The organism is Sphingobium sp. TB-6, assembly GCF_012927365.1.
In the GTDB taxonomy this organism is placed as follows: Bacteria; Pseudomonadota; Alphaproteobacteria; order Sphingomonadales; family Sphingomonadaceae; genus Sphingobium.
The window spans coordinates 72,509-90,220 of sequence record NZ_JABBGL010000007.1; the positions used below are offsets into that span (position 1 = coordinate 72,509).

13 protein-coding genes are annotated in these 17,712 nt (G+C 62.0%); 9 read left to right on the forward strand and 4 right to left on the reverse strand.

Annotated elements, in window-relative coordinates; all coding sequences use genetic code 11:
* Positions 1-39: 39 nt before the first annotated feature.
* Positions 40-3,507: an indolepyruvate ferredoxin oxidoreductase family protein gene (locus tag HHL26_RS11540; RefSeq protein ID WP_082748345.1), complete on the forward strand. Its 3,468-nt coding sequence runs from the start codon at positions 40-42 to the stop codon at positions 3,505-3,507.
* A gap of 66 nt (positions 3,508-3,573) precedes the next feature.
* Here HHL26_RS11540 and HHL26_RS11545 read toward each other — a convergent pair whose 3' ends face one another.
* Positions 3,574-4,239: a TetR/AcrR family transcriptional regulator gene (locus tag HHL26_RS11545; protein WP_158511716.1), complete on the reverse strand. Its 666-nt coding sequence runs from the start codon at positions 4,237-4,239 to the stop codon at positions 3,574-3,576.
* Positions 4,240-4,439: 200 nt separating this feature from the next.
* Between HHL26_RS11545 and HHL26_RS11550 the strand changes: the two genes are divergently transcribed.
* From HHL26_RS11550 to HHL26_RS11575, 6 genes are all read left to right on the forward strand, one after another.
* On the forward strand, positions 4,440-6,710 hold the full coding sequence (locus HHL26_RS11550) for a TonB-dependent receptor (RefSeq protein WP_066553057.1): 2,271 nt from the start codon (positions 4,440-4,442) through the stop codon (positions 6,708-6,710).
* Between the two features lie 124 nt (positions 6,711-6,834).
* A complete protein-coding gene (locus HHL26_RS11555) occupies positions 6,835-8,127 on the forward strand; it encodes an MFS transporter (RefSeq protein ID WP_169576118.1) in 1,293 nt (430 codons plus the stop codon).
* Between the two features lie 82 nt (positions 8,128-8,209).
* Positions 8,210-9,685 carry an amidohydrolase family protein gene (locus HHL26_RS11560; RefSeq protein ID WP_066553061.1) on the forward strand — a complete coding sequence of 492 codons (1,476 nt, stop codon included), beginning with the start codon at positions 8,210-8,212 and terminating at the stop codon, positions 9,683-9,685.
* Positions 9,682-10,986, forward strand: a complete 1,305-nt coding sequence (fahA, locus tag HHL26_RS11565; protein WP_066553063.1) for a fumarylacetoacetase — start codon at positions 9,682-9,684, stop codon at positions 10,984-10,986. The genes HHL26_RS11560 and fahA overlap by 4 nt, the downstream gene beginning before the upstream one ends.
* Before the next feature lie 76 nt (positions 10,987-11,062).
* Entirely contained in the window at positions 11,063-11,350 is a 288-nt protein-coding gene (locus HHL26_RS11570; protein ID WP_066553067.1) for a DUF1330 domain-containing protein, read from the forward strand.
* Positions 11,351-11,396: 46 nt separating this feature from the next.
* Positions 11,397-12,377 carry an MBL fold metallo-hydrolase gene (locus tag HHL26_RS11575; RefSeq protein ID WP_066553070.1) on the forward strand — a complete coding sequence of 327 codons (981 nt, stop codon included), beginning with the start codon at positions 11,397-11,399 and terminating at the stop codon, positions 12,375-12,377.
* An 18-nt stretch (positions 12,378-12,395) separates the two neighbouring features.
* Here the strand turns inward: HHL26_RS11575 and HHL26_RS11580 are convergent, their stop codons facing one another.
* Positions 12,396-13,043 carry a hypothetical protein gene (locus HHL26_RS11580; protein ID WP_197672741.1) on the reverse strand — a complete coding sequence of 216 codons (648 nt, stop codon included), beginning with the start codon at positions 13,041-13,043 and terminating at the stop codon, positions 12,396-12,398.
* A 412-nt stretch (positions 13,044-13,455) separates the two neighbouring features.
* Between HHL26_RS11580 and HHL26_RS11585 the strand changes: the two genes are divergently transcribed.
* A complete protein-coding gene (locus tag HHL26_RS11585) occupies positions 13,456-13,842 on the forward strand; it encodes a helix-turn-helix domain-containing protein (RefSeq protein WP_066553071.1) in 387 nt (128 codons plus the stop codon).
* 37 nt (positions 13,843-13,879) lie between these two features.
* Here the strand turns inward: HHL26_RS11585 and HHL26_RS11590 are convergent, their stop codons facing one another.
* Together HHL26_RS11590 and HHL26_RS11595 are read right to left on the reverse strand one after the other, a co-directional pair.
* Positions 13,880-14,854 carry a quinone oxidoreductase gene (locus HHL26_RS11590; protein ID WP_066553072.1) on the reverse strand — a complete coding sequence of 325 codons (975 nt, stop codon included), beginning with the start codon at positions 14,852-14,854 and terminating at the stop codon, positions 13,880-13,882.
* Positions 14,855-14,950: 96 nt separating this feature from the next.
* Entirely contained in the window at positions 14,951-15,952 is a 1,002-nt protein-coding gene (locus HHL26_RS11595; protein ID WP_066553073.1) for an MBL fold metallo-hydrolase, read from the reverse strand.
* 255 nt (positions 15,953-16,207) lie between these two features.
* On the opposite strand from HHL26_RS11595, the gene HHL26_RS11600 reads away from it, so the two are divergent.
* Positions 16,208-17,662 (forward strand): amidohydrolase family protein, encoded by a 1,455-nt coding sequence (locus HHL26_RS11600; RefSeq protein ID WP_066561225.1) that lies wholly within the window; start codon positions 16,208-16,210, stop codon positions 17,660-17,662.
* Positions 17,663-17,712 lie beyond the last annotated feature (50 nt).

Consider the following 17,712-nt stretch of genomic DNA (forward strand, 5'->3'; position numbering starts at 1 on the left):
TTTTACGCAAAGCATTACGATGGTCCCAGGAGAGACCGAATGGACAAACATGCCCCCGTTTCGCTAGAAGACAAATGGGCTATCACGCGCGGCCGCATCCTGTTGAACGGGACGCAAGCGCTGGTCCGCGTCCTTTTGTCGCAGGCGTGGCTGGATCAGTGTGCCGGGCTTAGGACGGCCGGCTATATCAGCGGGTATCGCGGCTCGCCGCTCGGCAACGTGGACACCACGCTTTGGTCTGTCGGTAAACGCCTCGAACAGGCGGGTATCCGGTTTCAGCCTGGCGTCAACGAGGATTTGGCAGTCACCGCTATCGCGGGCACGCAGCAGATCGATCAGGTCCCCGGCGCGCGCTACGATGGGGTATATTCCGCGTGGTATGGTAAAGGCCCCGGGGTCGACCGATCCGGTGATGCCTTCAAGCACGGCAATTACGCGGGCGCCCATCGCAACGGCGGGGTCGTGCTTTTCTACGGCGACGATCACTCGGGCAAATCCTCCACCGTGGCGTACCAGAGCGAACAGGCGATCGCGGCGAACCTGATCCCGTCCTTCTATCCCGCGGATGTCGGCGAAATATTGCACTTTGGTTTGCTGGCTCTCGCATTGTCACGCCATTCGGGAACCTGGGCTGCGGTGAAATGCGTAACAGAAGTTGTGGAACAGACCGCGTCTGTCGACATCGATCTCGATACGTTCGCGCCGATTATGCCCGCGATCCCTGCTGTGCCGCCTGAAGGGCTGCACGCGAAGGTCCGACCGTTCAATCCGCTGCGTGCCGAACAGATCGTAGTGGAATACCGCTTGCCGTCGGTCATACCATTCGTGCGCGCGAACGGGATCGACCGCACGATATTTCGCGCGCCCGAGCCGCGCCTTGCGATCGTGAGTGCGGGCAAGAGTTACGGAGACGTGCGGCAGGCGCTGGCGCTGTTGGAAATCGACGAGGCGCGCGCGACGGCTCTGGGCATCTCGCTATTCAAAGTCGGTTGCATTTGGCCGCTTGATGCTGAAAGCATCGCCGCATTCGCGCGCGGGCACGACACGTTGCTGATTGTCGAGGAAAAGAGGAGCTTTATCGAGGCTCAGACGGCCTCGGCGCTGGTCAACGACCCAGCAGCGCCTCGCCTCATCGGCAAGGCGGACGAGGCGGGTGCTCCGTTGCTCTCGTCCGTCACGCCGCTACAACCCGAGGACATCGCGCGGGTCATTGCGGATCGCCTGAAACGGCTCGGGGTGGAATTCAATGCGCTCGCGCCGGGGCGCGGGGCGGCGCCCGCCGGGGGCAATACGCTGCCTACCTTGCGCACGCCCTATTTCTGTTCCGGATGCCCGCACAACCGATCGACGCGGATCCCCGATGGGAGCCTCTCGATGACCGGCATTGGCTGTCACACGATGGCGGCCTTCGCCACGCCCGAAAAAGCGTTGCTGCCGACGCAAATGGGCGGCGAGGGTCTTAACTGGACGGGGCTGGCACCTTTTACCGACACGCCGCACATGTTCCAGAACATGGGAGACGGCACCTATTACCATTCCGGCACGCTCGCGATCCGGGCCGCCGTCGCGTCCGGCGCCAACATGACCTACAAGATCCTCTATAACGACGCGGTGGCGATGACCGGGGGACAGCCGATCGATGGGCCAATATCGGTCGCGAAGATCGCGCACCAGGTGCTTCACGAAGGGGTGAAGCGGGTTGTCCTGCTCAGCGACAATCCCGATTTGCACCGGCGCGACCGCGCCATGCCCGCCGCCGTCGCAATCCATCACCGGGACGCGCTCGAGCGCATCCAGCGCGAATTGCGGGAGACGCAGGGCTGCACGGTCCTGATCTACGAGCAGACCTGTGCGGCGGAAAAACGCAGGCGCCGCAAACGCGGCGAGCTTCCCGATCCTCCCAAGCGCATGTTCATTGCGGAGGATGTCTGCGAAGGGTGCGGAGACTGCACCGTCCAGTCGAGCTGCATGAGCATCATGCCGAAGGAAACCGCGTTCGGCCGCAAGCGGACGATCGATCAGTCCAGCTGTAACAAGGATTATAGCTGCGCAGACGGCTTTTGTCCGTCGTTCATCACCGTGCGCGATGCCGAACCTGTTCGGCCCCGCGGCGCGGATATCGACGATACGCTGTTTGAGGGCCTGCCTGAGCCGCGCCGGGTCGAAGGATCCTGGAACATCATGGTTGCGGGCGTCGGCGGCACGGGCGTTATCACCGTCGGTGCGTTGATTGCCATGGCGGCGCATGTCGAGGGACGAGCCGTCTCGTTGTTCGACATGACCGGTCTCGCGCAAAAAAATGGGGCGGTCTTTAGCCACATACGGGTTGCCGCTACGTCCGGCGAAATACGCACGCAAAGACTCGGCCGCGGCGAGGCAGACCTTCTGATCGCTTTCGACCTGATCGCAGCGCTCTCGTCCGACGCAATCGCCACCTTGCGGCATGGCCACACACGCGTTCTTGCCAACAGCTTCGTGATGCCGACGGCCGCATTCCAGAGCGACCGCGATGCCCCGTCGGAGGCAGAAATCCTGATGGCGCGCCTCATCGCCAGCGCGGGCGAAGACCGTTGCATTCAGATCGATGCGGCCGCGCTGGCACGCCGCATCACCGGGGATACGATGGCGGCGAACCTCGTCCTGCTGGGCATGGCCGCCCAATCCGGCCTGCTGCCGGTATCGACCGTCGCGCTGGAACGCGCCATTATGCTGAACGGGGTTGCGGTAAAGGCCAACATCACGGCCATGCGCCTGGGCCGCGTGCTTGTCGCGGACGCAGCCCGCTTGGACCATCTCACGGCCGACCGGGCGGATCGCGCTGTGACTCCGCAGACGTTCGAAGACATTGTGACCCATCGTTCCGCGCATCTTTCGCGCTATCAGGACGACGTCCTTGCCAAACGGTATCGCGATAAAATGGCGGTCGTCCACGAAGCGGAGCAGCGGGCCGCCGCCCGGTCCGAGGCGCTCTCACGCGTGGTTGCGGTGAACTATGCGAGGCTTCTGGCGATCAAGGATGAATATGAGGTGGCGCGGATGCTGACGGATCCGGTGCTGCGGCGGAGCCTGTCAGAAACGTTCGGAGACGGCGCGCGACTGAGCTTCAACATGGCACCGCCGTTTTTACCTGGCCGGGCGGCGAACGGCCGACCACGCAAGCGGGAAATTCCCTGGTGGCTTGCTTTCCCGGCGCTACGACTGCTGGCCCAAATGCGGGGATTGCGCGGAACCGCGCTCGATATCTTCGGCAGCACTGCAGAGCGCCGACGAGAGCGCGCCTTGTTGCGGGATTACGAGGCGCTTGTCGATCGCACGGTCGCGCGTCTTTCCGCCGACAATCTTGCGGCAGCAACCAGGCTGCTGGACGAAGTCTCTGCGGTGCGGGGATATGGCCCCGTGAAGGACGAGGCCATGTCGCGGTATTTCGACAAAATTCGCGCCGACGAACGTCTTTTCAGTGACGGAGACGCGCTGGATCAGCCTGACGTGGCAGCTTTTGCGACGTAAAAAGCGACGGGAGCGGGAAACTTATGCCTGCTATCTGGCGCGGCACTGGCACAGTTCTCATTTCCGTCAATCATCGTCCTCAGGGACGTCGCAGTGCGTTTCGAATGCCGCCGTCGAGATGGTGACGACCTCATCAATCATTCGGTTGATCGTTTTCTCGTTCAGCCGGGGTGCTCCAAAGCGAAACGGGGCCAGCGCAGCAAGGCCCACCGTCAGGCTCAACATTTCATAGATACGGTTTCGCGACACATTGGGAAATAGCTTGGCGAGTGCATCGACATAGAGTTCGCGGACGGGCGCTATGCGATCCTGAAGCAGCGTGACGGCAATATCGGGCACAACGAGGTGCAAGCTAGCCACGATTCGTAAGTAGTTGTAACCCGTCTCACTTCCCGATTCCCGCAAGTGCGCCCCGAGATAAGCCGTCATCAGCGCGCGAATGTGATCATGCTGATTAAGATCAATGGGGATGTTGTGGAACCCGGAGATGCGGGTTGCTTGAATCCGCGACAACGCTTCTTCGAGAACCGCGCAATATAGCGATTCTTTCGAGCCAAAATAATAGTTTACGGTAGAATTATTGACGCCGACCTCGCGCTGGATCGCGCGTTGACTGGCGCCTTGGAACCCATGCTCCGCGAAGTGGCGCGCAGCGACTCGGATCAGCCGGTCTCTGATGTTCGATGTGTCATTCTCGTCCATTGGTTGCCGTAGTTGCGTTTCGATTTTCAATTCTGACATCCTGGTTTCATGCTGCAAAAGCGCCGGCAAGAAAAGGCAAAACACCTGCCAACCGCTCGAAACAGGAAACTCTCTCCGTCTCAGTGGCCGTCACCGTGACAAAAATGGCCTTGACACCGCACGCTCTTGAGATCATTCAACCGGTTGAAAGTGGGGCTTGGATAAATGAGCCCTCGAAATGGGGAGGATATATGATCCGGCTATTTTCTTCGGTAGGTGTGGCCGCGCTGGCGATCGGGGCCGCAACGGCGGCGAACGCGCAGGCTGCGGCCCCGGAATCCACGAGCTCGCAGACGGCGGCGCCCGTCGACAATTTGATCGGGGACATAGTCGTCACCGCTCAAAAGCGCTCGGAATCGCTGCAAAGAGTCCCTGTCGCGGTGACCGCCGTTACCGGAGCGGAGCTTGCGCGTAGCGGGATTACCGATCTGGCCGGTGTCACGGCGGTAGTTCCAAACCTTAATCTTGGGCAGCAACTGGGTGTCGCCAAGATAGCACTTCGCGGTATCGGGCTGGAAAACATCTCGGCAGGTGCCGAAGGTAGTATCGCTTTCCATGTCGATGGAGTGTTCATCTCACGCTCGATCGCGGCATTGTCGAGCTTCTATGATATCCAGCAGGTCGAAGTGCTGCGCGGCCCGCAGGGCACGCTTTACGGCCGGAACGCCACCGGCGGATCGATCAACATCACGACACGCAGCCCGACGCAGGATCTGAGCGGGTACGCACGAGTGACTGTGGGCAATTATGCGCGTGTCACGACCGAAGGCGCCATCAGCGGCGCGATCATTCCCGGTGTGCTTGCGGCACGAATCGCGTTTCAAACCCAGGACCACAACGGTTATGGCCGAAATATCGTCACGGGTACGCGAATCGATGATCAGAACACGCGCGGCTTTCGCGGTAGCCTGCTTTTCACGCCGTCCGATCGACTGACGGTTGATGTCAAGGCGGACTATTTTCGCGAAAGCGATCGTTCGGGCGCGTATCACTATTTCGGCGCGGGCGGGTTTGACCTTGCCGGCAATCCGGTTGTTCCCACAGGTTTGACGTCGGGCGGCACCGTTCCGGCCAACGTCCGCGACATTAGCAATGATAGCGACCCCAGCAATAATGTGAAGTTCTGGGGCGTGAGCGGTAAGATCAGCTACGAGCTGTCGGATTCGGTCCAGTTGAGCTCGCTCACGGCGTTCCGGCGGACGGATTACACCACGCTAGCGGATCTCGATTCCACGAGTGCGAAGCTGGCGCCGACCACCCAGTTCGAGCGGGATCGGCAGTTGAGCCAGGAATTCCAGCTTTCCGGAAAAGCGGACCGTTTAAACTGGCTCGTCGGCCTCTATTACTTTCATGAAAACGATGCCGGCGCGATCGATATTCCGTTTAACAATCACATCGTCGGGTTTCCTCTCCCGGGAACTTTCGTACAGGGGTTCTACGGCGGCGGCGTGATCAAGACCGACGCGCTCGCCGCGTTCGGCCAGGCGACCTACGAAGTGGTTGACAATCTGCGTCTAACGCTCGGCGCGCGCTACAGCACTGAAAAGAAGACCAACCAGGATCAGGTTCTTTTCGACTTCCTGACGCCTTACAATCCCGCGACGCGCGCGCCGTTCACGTTGCCTGAGCGGAGCAAGCGGTTCAAGTCATTCACGCCGCGCATCGCTCTAGACTATCAGGCCACGCCTGATGTGTTGGTGTATGGTTCCTGGTCGAAAGGCTTCAAATCCGGAACGTACAACCTCGGCACCGGTCAGGCGCCGGTCAACCCCGAAAAGGTCAGCGCGTTCGAGGCGGGTCTGAAGTCGACGTTGCTCGATCGCCGCCTGCGACTGAACCTCGCCGGATTCCACTACAAGTATAAGGATCTTCAGGTCGGTAAAGTTGTGCAGACGGTGTTGAATCTCGAAAATGCCGCAACGGCCAACATCTATGGTCTCGAGGCCGAGGTTCTGGCCAAAATCACGCCGCAGTTCGAAGTGACACTGAACGGCGCTTGGTTGCACGCGCGCTTCGACAATTACATCTCCTCCGATGCTGCGCGTCCGGCAGGCGACGGATCGGGTGTGCTCGATCCCACCACGCATTTGCCGGCGTTCAATCTGCACGGAAACAGGCTTTCGCAGTCGCCTGACTTCACCTTTTTCATTGCGCCGCAATATACAATTCCCACCGACGCGGGCAGTTTCGCCCTACGTGGCGAGTTGAGCTGGAGGGACAAGGTCTTTTTCACGCCGTTTAACGTAAATGCCACGAGCCAGGCAGCGAATGCGCGCGTCAACTTGTTCCTGAACTGGGAGTCCAATAACAGCAAGGTTACTGCATCGCTGTTCGTGAAGAACCTCACCAACAAGACCATTATCGGCAACTCCTACGTCAGCACCTCGCTCGTCGGCTTTCCGGTGAATGGCTATCTCGAGGAACCTCGCACTTGGGGTGCGACAGTCGGGTATAAGTTTTGAAGCCATGGTGCCGTGACCTGTCACGCAGGCCGGTCACGGCACCGCCGTCGCAGATTTCTGGCCCGCCCCCTTGGCAGCTTGGCCGCAGCCCGGCACGTCTGACCGGTATGAAATGAAAGCGAGGATGCCGATGGAAATGGCCAGCGATTTTCGCCAGCATTGGCGGACGCTCGCGGGCTGCACCATCGCCGCCTCCATCGGCACGTTCGGGCTGCATAGTTATACCAGTGGCGCTTTCGTGCCTGAACTCGCGAAGCATGCTGGCTTCACGCGCGGCGAGATGTCGCTTGCCACCCTGATCTTGTGCGCGACGATTGCCGTGAGCGCCCCGTTCGTCGGTGCCTTGATGGACCGCTATGGCGCCCTGAGGATCGTTAGCGTTGCTGTCGTGGGTGAAGCGGCGGCCTTTGCCTTGCTTGGTCTGATCCGGGCGAACTTTCCGTCCTATGCGTCGGGCATCTTCATTCTCGCGGTGTTGGGCGTCGGTACGACGCCGCCTGGCTTTGCCAGAATGGTGACTGCGCGCTTCGATCGATCGCGCGTGCTGGCGCTCGGCGTGCTGATCAGCGGTCTTTGTGTGGTCGCGATCGCCGGTCCGGTCTGGATGACGGCCGTGATCCAACATCTTGGTTGGCGAGGGGGCTATTTCGCGCTGGCCGGGCTTGTGCTTCTACTTGGAGGCGGCGGCGTGCTTCTGACTAGGAGCGACGGCACGATGCCGGAGGCGCAGGGCAACACAGATGAGTCCCAAAGCCGCGCCAGAGCGGGCGGCTACGCGCCGTTGCGGCGCCCGCTCTTCTGGATGATGCTTCTGGGCTTTGCCGCCCCGGCGGTGTTTTGTGGAGGATATATACTCCACTTGATCACGTTGCTGCGGGAGCGCGGTTTCAGCCGAGGCGAAGCAGCGCAGATCCAGGCGCTTATCGGCGTGGCCGTGCTGGCCGGGCGGTTGGGATCGGGGTGGGCCCTCGACCACTTCCCCGCGCAGCGCGTCGCCGCTTGCACAGCTTTCGTTTCCGGTCTGGCCTGCGCCTTATTGCTTCAATCCGACCCGGTGCTTTTGTGCATCGCTGCGCTAGGCATCGGCCTGACCATCGGCGCAGAACTGGACGTGATGGCCTATCTCCTTTCCCGGTATTTTGGCCTCGACAGCTTCGGACGACTGTACGCTTTGGCTTATGCCTGCCTGATCACGTCGGCGGGCGTCAGCCCGGTGCTGATCAATTGGATTGCCGATTTCGGCGGTGGATACGGCGCTGCGCTCATCACGTCGACAATCGGCACGATATCCGGAGCGGCCGTTCTGATGCTCTTGCCCAATCCGCCGGTGTCGGCGGCATGGGGCACGATCGCTGAGACTTCGTCTCGGCACCGCCTTGCCGACCCCGTGGACCCTGCCACGGTGGCGGAGACATGACATTGGGCGGCTCAGCCGGAAACATAAGAGTTGACCTGCTCATGCCGCTTGTCGGTCCAACTTCAGTTTTGAGGAGAGTTTGATGTCTGGCCAAAAGAAAACGCTGATCCGTGGTGCATCGATTGTCAGCATGGATTCGGCGATCGGCGATCTTCCGCGCGGTGATATCCTGATCGTCGATGATCGCATCGTCGAGGTCGCGCCATCGATTTCGGCCGACGACGCCGAAATCATCGATGCGACCGGCATGATCGCCAGTCCCGGCTTCGTCGATACCCACCGCCACGTCTGGCAGACGCAGCTGAAGGGCGTGGCGATCGACTGGAGCCTGTTCGACTATAGCTGTCTGATGCGGTCGATGTATTCGATCTGCTATGAAGCCGACGATGCCTATCTGGGCAACTATGTCGGCGCGCTCGATGCCATCAACGCCGGCATCACGTCGATCGTCGACCACAGCCATTTGCAGATCACGCCCGAGCATTCGGATGGGCTCGTCAAGGGACTGAAGGACGCCGGTATTCGCGGCGTGATGTGTTACGGTCTGTATCGCAACCCCAAGTACAAGCCGGGCGACACGCTCACAGTTGCGCAGGTGGTGGACGAAGTCTCCGGCCCGCTCGAAGAGTTTCACAAGGTCAATGCGACGCGTGTGCGGGACCAGCATTTTTCGTCAAACGACGGGCTGCTGCGGTTCGGGATCGCCGCGAGCGAGTTCGTCGTGTCGCCAGGTCCGGAGCCGGTGCTCGAGGAGATGGCGTGGGTACGGACGCTGGATCCCGCGCTCGTCAGCATTCACATCGGGTTCGGTGTGAACGAAGGGTTCCGCGTCGTTCCCCTGCTCCACGAACATGGCATGCTGGGCGATGACCTCCTCTTCGTTCACGGGGCGCACCTTACCGACTACGATCTGGCGCTGCTCAAGCAGCATGGCGGATGGCTGTCGACCACGCCCGAGACCGAATTGCAGATGGGCATGGGCTATCCCGTGCTGGAGCGCGTGGTGGAAAGCGGCAGCACGCCCTCGCTCGGCATCGACATCGCCTCGAACTTCGCGGGCGACATGTTCGCGCAGATGCGCCTGATGCTCCAGACCATGCGCTTCCGCCATTATGAGATCGCGAACGCGGGCCTCCCGGTCGCGTCACGCTATGCGGCGCGCAAGATGCTCGAATTCGCCACGCTCGGTGGTGCGCGGGTGATGGGGATGGACAGCTACACCGGCAGCATCACGCCCGGAAAGAAAGCCGATCTCCTTCTGACGCGGATGGACAGCGTCAATATGAGCCCCGTCATCGATCCCATCGCGGCGCTAGTCTTCTATGCCGATGCGGGCGACATCGATTCCGTCTGGGTCGATGGCGTGGCGCGCAAGCGGCACGGCAAGCTGACGGGGCTGGACTGGTCGGCCGTCCGCTCCAGCCTGGTGACCTCGCGGAACGGCATTTACGAGAAGTTCCGCAAGATTCCCGAGCAGCAGATCCGGGACTATTGGTCGCCCCTCTGGAAGATCGAAATGCCCGCCATCGAGCTTCCGCTTGCCACGGCGGGGGCATGACTGTGGCTCTCGATCATACGCATGACGCCGCAGCCAGGAGCTGGATCGAAGCCGCCAATGGGGAGGGGGCCGATTTTCCGATCCAGAACCTGCCGCTTGGCGTGTTCTCGACTGGGTCGGCAGGTCCGCGTTGCGGCGTGGCGATCGGCGATCAGATTCTGGATCTGAAGCTGGCCGCGGAGCGCGAGTTGATCGAAGGTCCAGCGGCCGCGACGCTGTCGGTTGAAAACCTCGATCGTCTGTTCGCGCTCGGGCGCCCAGCGATGCGTGCGCTTCGTCATGCCGTGTTCGCGCTGCTCCGTGAGGACAATGACCGGCGCGACGGCAGCCTGCTGCACCCGATGCGGGATTGCACCCTGCTCCTGCCGACGTCCGTTCGCAGCTTTACCGATTTCTACGTCGGCATTCATCATGCAATTCGTTGCGCGGACGTTCTTGGGCAAGGCGAGAACCCGCTTCCGCCCAATTATCACACAATGCCGCTTGGGTATAACGGGCGTGCATCCACCGTCCGCGTAAGCGGGGAAAATGTCCGTCGGCCGATCGGGATGCGCAAGCCCATCGGTCAGCCGCAGTCAAGCTTCGGTGCCTGCGAATGGCTCGATTTCGAACTGGAAATGGGATTCTACATCGGCCCCGGAAATCCCGTCGGCGAGCCGGTGGCGATCGATCAGGCAGAAGACCAGGTAGTCGGCTATTGCCTGCTCAACGACTGGTCGGCGCGCGACATCCAGTTGTTCGAGATGGCGCCGCTCGGGGCCTTTAATTCCAAGAGCCTCAGCACCTCGATTTCCCCCTGGGTCGTCACCGCCGACGCCCTGGAGCCGTTCCGGATCGCGCCGATGAAACGCCTGCCTGGCGCGGGGCCGGTCCCGGCCTATCTGGATGGGGCAGCGGATCAGGAATGCGGCGGCATCGACGTCACGCTAACCGCGACGCTGTCCACCGCCGCCATGCGCGCGGCGGGCGCACCGGCGGCCCATCTGCTCGAAACCGGATCGCGCTATCTTTATTGGACCTGCGCGCAGATGGTGGCGCAGCAGTCCGTCACAGGGTGCTGCCTGATGCCGGGAGACCTGATCGGCACGGGCACGATCTCCGGACCTGATCAGGCCAGTTACGCCAGCCTGTTCGAACTGTCGGTCGGAGGGCGGGAGCCGCTCGTTCTCCCCAACGGCGAACGGCGGATGTTCCTCGAGGATGGCGACGAGGTCAGCTTTACAGGCCGGTGCAGCCGTGACGGGTTTGTCCCGATCGGCTTCGGAGCCTGCTCCGCCCAGATCCTGCCGGCGCTCGCGTGAGGCGAGCGCGAAGGATTGTCACGCACCGCGCGGGCCACTTGCAGGAACGTAACTCTTTGATTCGATCGGATAACGCATGACCATCTACATCGTCAGCGCCATGGATAAACACGACGAGCGCCTCTATGCCGAATATGAGGCGGATGCCCACGCGACCTTCGCCGGGCATGACGATATCGAAATTCTGGCCATCTCCGATCACGTCCGCGCCATCGAGGGCGAGCCACCGGGACAACGTATGGTTCTGATCCGCGCTGCGGACGAGGCAGCGTTCGACCGCTGGTACCACTCGCCCGCGTACCAAGCCGCGAAAGCGAAGCGGCTTGCCGCCTCGCATGCCCGGTTCACGGTGATGTTGGACTAGCCAAGACTTCTTGGAGATATTTGTGACGCAAACGTATGAAAAAGGCATGTTTCAGCTCGCCAATGGCTGCTGGGCGTGGCTTCAGCCCGATGGTGGCTGGGGGTGGAGCAACGCCGGGTTGATCACCGACGGCGGCTGCTCGATGCTTGTCGACACCTTGTACGACCTAAAGATGACGCGCGAGATGCTTGCCCGGATGCGCGACACGACGCCTGCAGCTCGCACCATCGATATTCTTGTCAATTCGCACGCGGATGGTGACCACACCTTCGGAAATCAGCTCGTCAGCGGCGCCCGGATCATCGCGTCCGCCGCGACGGTCGATGAATTCTTCAAGGTGACGCCCGAGACACATCAGCGTATCATCGAAAACGCCGATTTCATGGGAGACGGCGCGAAATATGTCGCCGGGTTCATCCGCGACCATGGCTTCACGTTCAGCGACATCACACTGACGCCGCCGACTGAAAGCTACGACCGGGAAGCGATGGTCAAGGTGGGGGACAAGGACGTGCGCCTGATCAACGTCGGGCCGGCGCATACGGCTGGCGATACGCTGGTGCATTCCATCGCCGACCGCGTCGTCTATACCGGCGACATCCTGTTTCTCGGCGTGCATCCGGCGATCTGGGATGGCTCGCTGTCGCGCTGGGTGGAAGCCTGCGACGCGATCCTCGGGCTTGATGTGGATGTGATCGTTCCTGGTCACGGCCCTCTGACCGACAAGGCCGGAGTGGCTTTGTTCAAGACATATCTCCAGACCGTGGAGCACGAAACGCGCTTGCGCTTCGAGGCGGGCATGAGCGTCGAGCAAGCCGCCGCCGACATCCGCTTCGAGCCGCCGTTCGACGCGTGGATTGTCCCCGAGCGGATCGTCGGCAGCGTCAATTTCCTTTACCGGGAGTGGGGCAGCCCGCTTGCCGAAAACGATTACATGGAAGTGTTCGGCATGGTGGCGCGCTATGCGGACCGGCGGGCAAGATGCCTCGCCGGGCAGCACGTCGCAGGCTGCGGCCACGCGCACTGAACCGGGGACACAGGATTGTCAGCCACTCGCCGTAAGCAGCGATCCCTGCGGATCCCTGCCAGGCGCCAGCGCGGCCCAGCGATCCTCCTCACCCAGCAAGCTGCGGCGAAGGTAAGCGAGCGTCACGTCCTGGACCAGCCTTACGCGATCTGGATTTTCGTCGCTGGTCTCCACGACCTCATAGCCCGATATGCCGCCGAGCATATGTTCGCCGCCATGCAGCGTGAGAAGCGCCTTGCTGCCGGGCGACAGGTAGAAGGGATCGTAGAACCAGTCGGGACCACGCACGGTGAGCGGTGATCGATCGGCATCGCCCGCGACCATCAATGTCGGGCAATCCATGTGCGTGAACGCCGTGTCGAGGTACGGCGTGGCCCGTCGTCCAAGGTCGCTCAGGTCGCTGCCGCCCCGGCCGCCTGACGCCAGCAGGATGCCGCAGGCGACGCGGGTGTCGGACATATCCTCGTCCGCGTCTGACGCCGCCATGCGTGCGCCCGGCAGCATGCTGGTCATCTGCCCGCCGAACGAATGGCCGACGGCGGCGAGGCGGGTGATATCGGCGCGATCTGGCAGGCCGGGCACCTGGTGCATGATATCGGCCAGACGATCGATAACCGTTTTTGCGTCCGCGACCCGGATGCCAGATTGCCGGTCGCCGTGGATCATCCTCCGCCAGGCCGAGCCGCCGCGCATCAAGGTACGTGAGCTGCACGACCGCGAAACCGTGCGCTGCCCAATAGTCCGCAAGGGGCGCATAACCGTCCATCGAGGATCCGAATCCGTGCGAGAACAGCACGACCGGCAACCCCGTTCCCGCAACGGGCGCGGATATCCGAAGCTGAATGTCCTCACCACGGTTGCCGCCGGGAATCCGGATCGAGCGCACCGAAAGGATCGGCACTGGCGAGTCCATGTTGGCGTCGCGCGGAATCCACGGGCCGGGCATAGGCAACTCCTTGGCGGGCGACCGCCGACCCCTGCCATGACGCTGGCGGGCCGATGGTCTACATTGTAGACCAGCTCTAGTTATGGGATCGCGGGCGCGGCACAAGAACGCATATTTTGGAGACTAGGTCACATGGAGATGCCTTTGCGGCCGACTGTGCTGCCCGATTGCACCGGCGTCGGCGACGTCCTGTCACGCATCGGCGACAAATGGTCGGTGCAGATCATTGTCGTGCTGCATGACAGCGCGCAGCGCTTCAACGGCGTGAAGCGGGGCGTGCCCGGAATCTCGCAGCAGATGCTCACCCGCACGCTCAGGAACCTCGAACGGGATGGCCTGGTCGATCGCACTGTCCGCGCGAGCAAGCCGCCCCAGGTCGAATACGTGCTGACGCCGCTCGGGCGGTCCCTTGCCGGGCCCGTGCGCGCGCTTGCGGCCTGGGCGATCGAGCATCGCGCGGCGATATGCGACAGCCGAACGACGTTCGATGCGAGCGAGGACGAAAACGCGCATCGATAGCAGGCGCGGCGCTGGATGCCGGGCCTGCTTTTTCTCGTTACCGCGGATCGATGATGGTCGAGCCGATGGTCTGGCGGTTTTCCAAGGCGACATGCGCCTTGGCGGTTTCCGTAAGCGGGAAACGCTGACCGACCTTGATCTTGAGGACGCCCTTGGCGGCCAGATCGTACATGGCGGCGGCAGCCTTCAGCGCGACCTGGCGGTCGGTGTAATGCGTCGGCAGGATCGGGCGCGCCAGATACAAGGCCTTGGGCGCCAGGGTGTCGAAGATATCGTCGATCGAGACGCGGCCGGACGAGTGGCCGAAATTGACCATCAGGCCCCAGGTGCGCAGGCAATCGAGCGAGCCTTGGAACGTGTCCTTGCCGACGGAATCGTAAACGACGTCTACGCCCTTGCCGCCGGTGATCTCCTTCACGCGCTCGACGAAATTCTCGGTCTTGTTGTCGATGACGTAATCCGCCCCGCTTTCACGCGCGAGCGCGACCTTTTCTTCGGAGCTCACGGTCGCGATCACGGTGGCGCCGATATGCTTTGCCCATTGGACCGCGATCTGCCCGACGCCGCCCGCTGCGCCATGGAACAGGATCGTCTCGCCCGGCTGGAGCTTGTGCGTCATGTGGAAGAGATAATAGACCGTCATGCCCTTCAGCGTGATCGCGGCGGCCGTGTCGAAATCGACGCCATCGGGAATAGGAAACACGATCGAGGCGGCGACGTTCCGTTCTTCGGAGAAGGCGCCCGTGGCACCCATGTACGCGACGCGGGCACCGAGTTTGAATTCCGTGACGCCGGCGCCGACCTCCGTGACGACGCCCGCCGCTTCCTGTCCCAGCACGAAGGGCGTGGGAATATCGTAATGGCCCTCGCGGATCAGCACATCGACGAAGTTCAGGCCGATGGCTTCATGCCGCACCTTGATCTCGCCCGCGCCGGGCGGGGGCACATCCCAATCCTCCACCTGCATTTTGTCGGCGCCGCCGACTTCGTTCATCACGATCACTTTCGTCATTCACTTTTCCTTTCAGATGCCAGATCTTCATCCTTCGCCCGGACTGGTCGGGCGGAGCGAATGAGGGCCGGGGCGGCTGGGGAACCACGGGGTCGGTCAATGCTGGTGGTTGCTGTCCGAGCACCCGCAGGCCGCCACCGCCGGGTTGTCGGCGGCCATTTTCGCGACGAGACCGAAAATCTCGAGGAAGTCCGTCCGCGCGTCAGGGTTGCCCCATTCGCGGTAGAGGAAGTTGACGCTCCCGACCAAGCGCTCCGGCAGCAGCCAGTCGTCATAGGGCGGTGGAAAGGCGATGTCGGCCGCCGCCTGCTCCACCGACATGCCCGCCTCGAAACGCTTGCGTGTTTCCGTCTCCAGGATTTCGATGTAGCGCTTGAAGGTTCTTACCCCCTGCTTGTCCGTCACCGGGCCGTGTCCGGGCACGACCAGGTCCACGTCGAGGGACAGGATGTGATCGCAAGCGGCCGACCAGCCCTGGATCGACCCTTCCCAGATCGCCGGATGCACGCCGATGAACAGGATGTCTGCCGTGAAGACGACCCGATCCTGAACGCTGTGGACCAGCGTGTCGCCGGCGGTATGCGCCGGGCCGACATTGTAGAGAAGCACATCCTTGTCGCCCACCTTGAGGGCGTGGCGGCGATCGTATGTTTCCGTGGGCGGCGTGAACTCGACGCCGGTGAAATCAAAGCCATTGCCGCGAACGAAGCCCGCGACATACTTTGCACCTTCGCCCAGGACCTCGGCATTTTCGACCATGGCCTGCGCCTTGTCTGGTGTCAGCCCCGTGAATTCGCGCGCGGTCTCCTGCGAGGCAATGATGCGTGCGCCCCGCACAAGCTGGTTGCCGAAGGTGTGATCGGCGTCGGCGTGGGAGTTGACGAGGATGTCGATCGTCGCTGCGGAGGGCGACGCATCGCGCATGGCCGCAAGCATCTCGGCAGTCGATGCCAGATCAAAGAGCGTGTCGACCAATAGCGATTGTCCGCCGTCGACGATCAGGCCGGCGTTGGAAAAACCCCAGCCTCCATCGGGCTGTAGCCAAGCCCAACTGCCGCTGCCCAGATCCCTCAGCCCCTTACTATATTCCGCAGCCATATTCCTCTCCTACAGCATTATATCAATCGGTTGAATGACATGCCGACAGGCTTGTGCTCCGCCCGGACAAGCTACGATATTAGAGTTGACCTGCGGCAACGCACTTGACTCATAACACCACAATGTTCATCAATACAACCAACCGATTGAAAGAACTGGTTGGCTATCCGCTTTTTCCGGCGTTTCGGTTGCGAACGGTTCAATCCGCGGAACGTCCGCGCTTGAGGCCAAGGGTGAGAGGAAGGCTGAATGGAAATGCGTAGAACGCTAATTCGTGGCGCCGCCATCGTCTCCATGGATCTCGCCATCGGCGATCTGCCGCGTGGCGACATTCTGATCGAGGGAAACCGCATCGTTGGTGTTGCCCCAGTTATAGAAGTGGGGGATGCCGAGACCGTCGATGCCGAAGGAATGATCGCGAGCCCGGGCTTCGTCGATACACACCGGCACGTCTGGCAGACGCAGCTAAAGGGCGTGGCAATAGACTGGAGCCTGTTCGACTATATCTGCCTCATGCGAAGCATGTACTCCGTTTGCTACACGCCGGAAGATGCGTATCTTGGCAATTACTTCGGAACGCTCGACGCCATCAATGCCGGCGTCACTTCCATTGTCGATCATAGCCATTTACAGATCACGCCCGAACATTCCGATGCGTTGGCCAAGGGCATGCTGGATTCGGGGATTCGCGGCGTGTTCTGCTACGGCGCATATCGTAACCCGAAATACATGCCCGGAGATTTGCTAACCCCTGAGGCGATCATCAACGACATTGCCGGCCCGCTGGAGGATTTCCACCGGCGCAATGCTCCACGCGTGCGCGAGAAATATTTCCCGTCCAACGACGGTCTGGTCCGCTTCGGGATCGCCTCGAGCGAATTCCCGACCGCCGCGCTGGCCGAGCCGATGCTGGAGGAATTGGCCTGGGCGCGCACGCTCGATCCTGCCGTGATCAGCATGCACGCGGGCGTGGGCGTGAACGAGCATTTCCGGATGGTTCCGATCCTGCACGAGCACGGCCAGCTGGGCAACGATCTGCTGTTCGTGCACGGCGCGCACCTGACCGATGAGGACCTGGTCCTGTTGCGCGACCATGGCGGCTGGCTGTCGACGACGCCCGAGACCGAATTGCAGATGGGCATGGGCTATCCCGTGCTGGAGCGCGTAGCGGCGAGCGGCAGCACGCCCTCGCTCGGCATCGATATCGCATCGAACTTTGCGGGCGACATGTTCGCGCAGATGCGCCTGATGCTTCAGGCCATGCGCTTCCGCCATTTCGAGCATGCGAATGCCGGCCTGCCGGCGGCGTCGCGCTATGCCGCGCGCAAGATGCTCGAATTCGCGACCATCGGCGGCGCGACCGTGATGGGTCTGGAGACGATCACGGGGAGCCTGACGCCGGGCAAGCGCGCCGACATCATCCTGACCCGCACCGACAGCGTTCATATGAGCCCCGTATTCGATCCCGTCGCGGCGCTGGTCTTCTACGCGGATGCGGCGGACGTCGATTCCGTCTGGATTGACGGTATCGCTCGCAAGCGCGGCGGCAGGCTCGTCGGCGTCGACTGGCCTGCGGGCCACGCTGCCCTCTCGGCCTCGCGCGATGCGATCTACGCGAAGTTCGGCCAGATTTCGGAGCGCGAAATCCGTGCCACCTGGGCGCCGCTTTGGGGGCTCGAAACGCGGGCCATGGACCCGGCTGACGCATAGCCGGTCTAATCACGCATTTACGAATTCGCACAAAAACGGTAGTTTTCTGG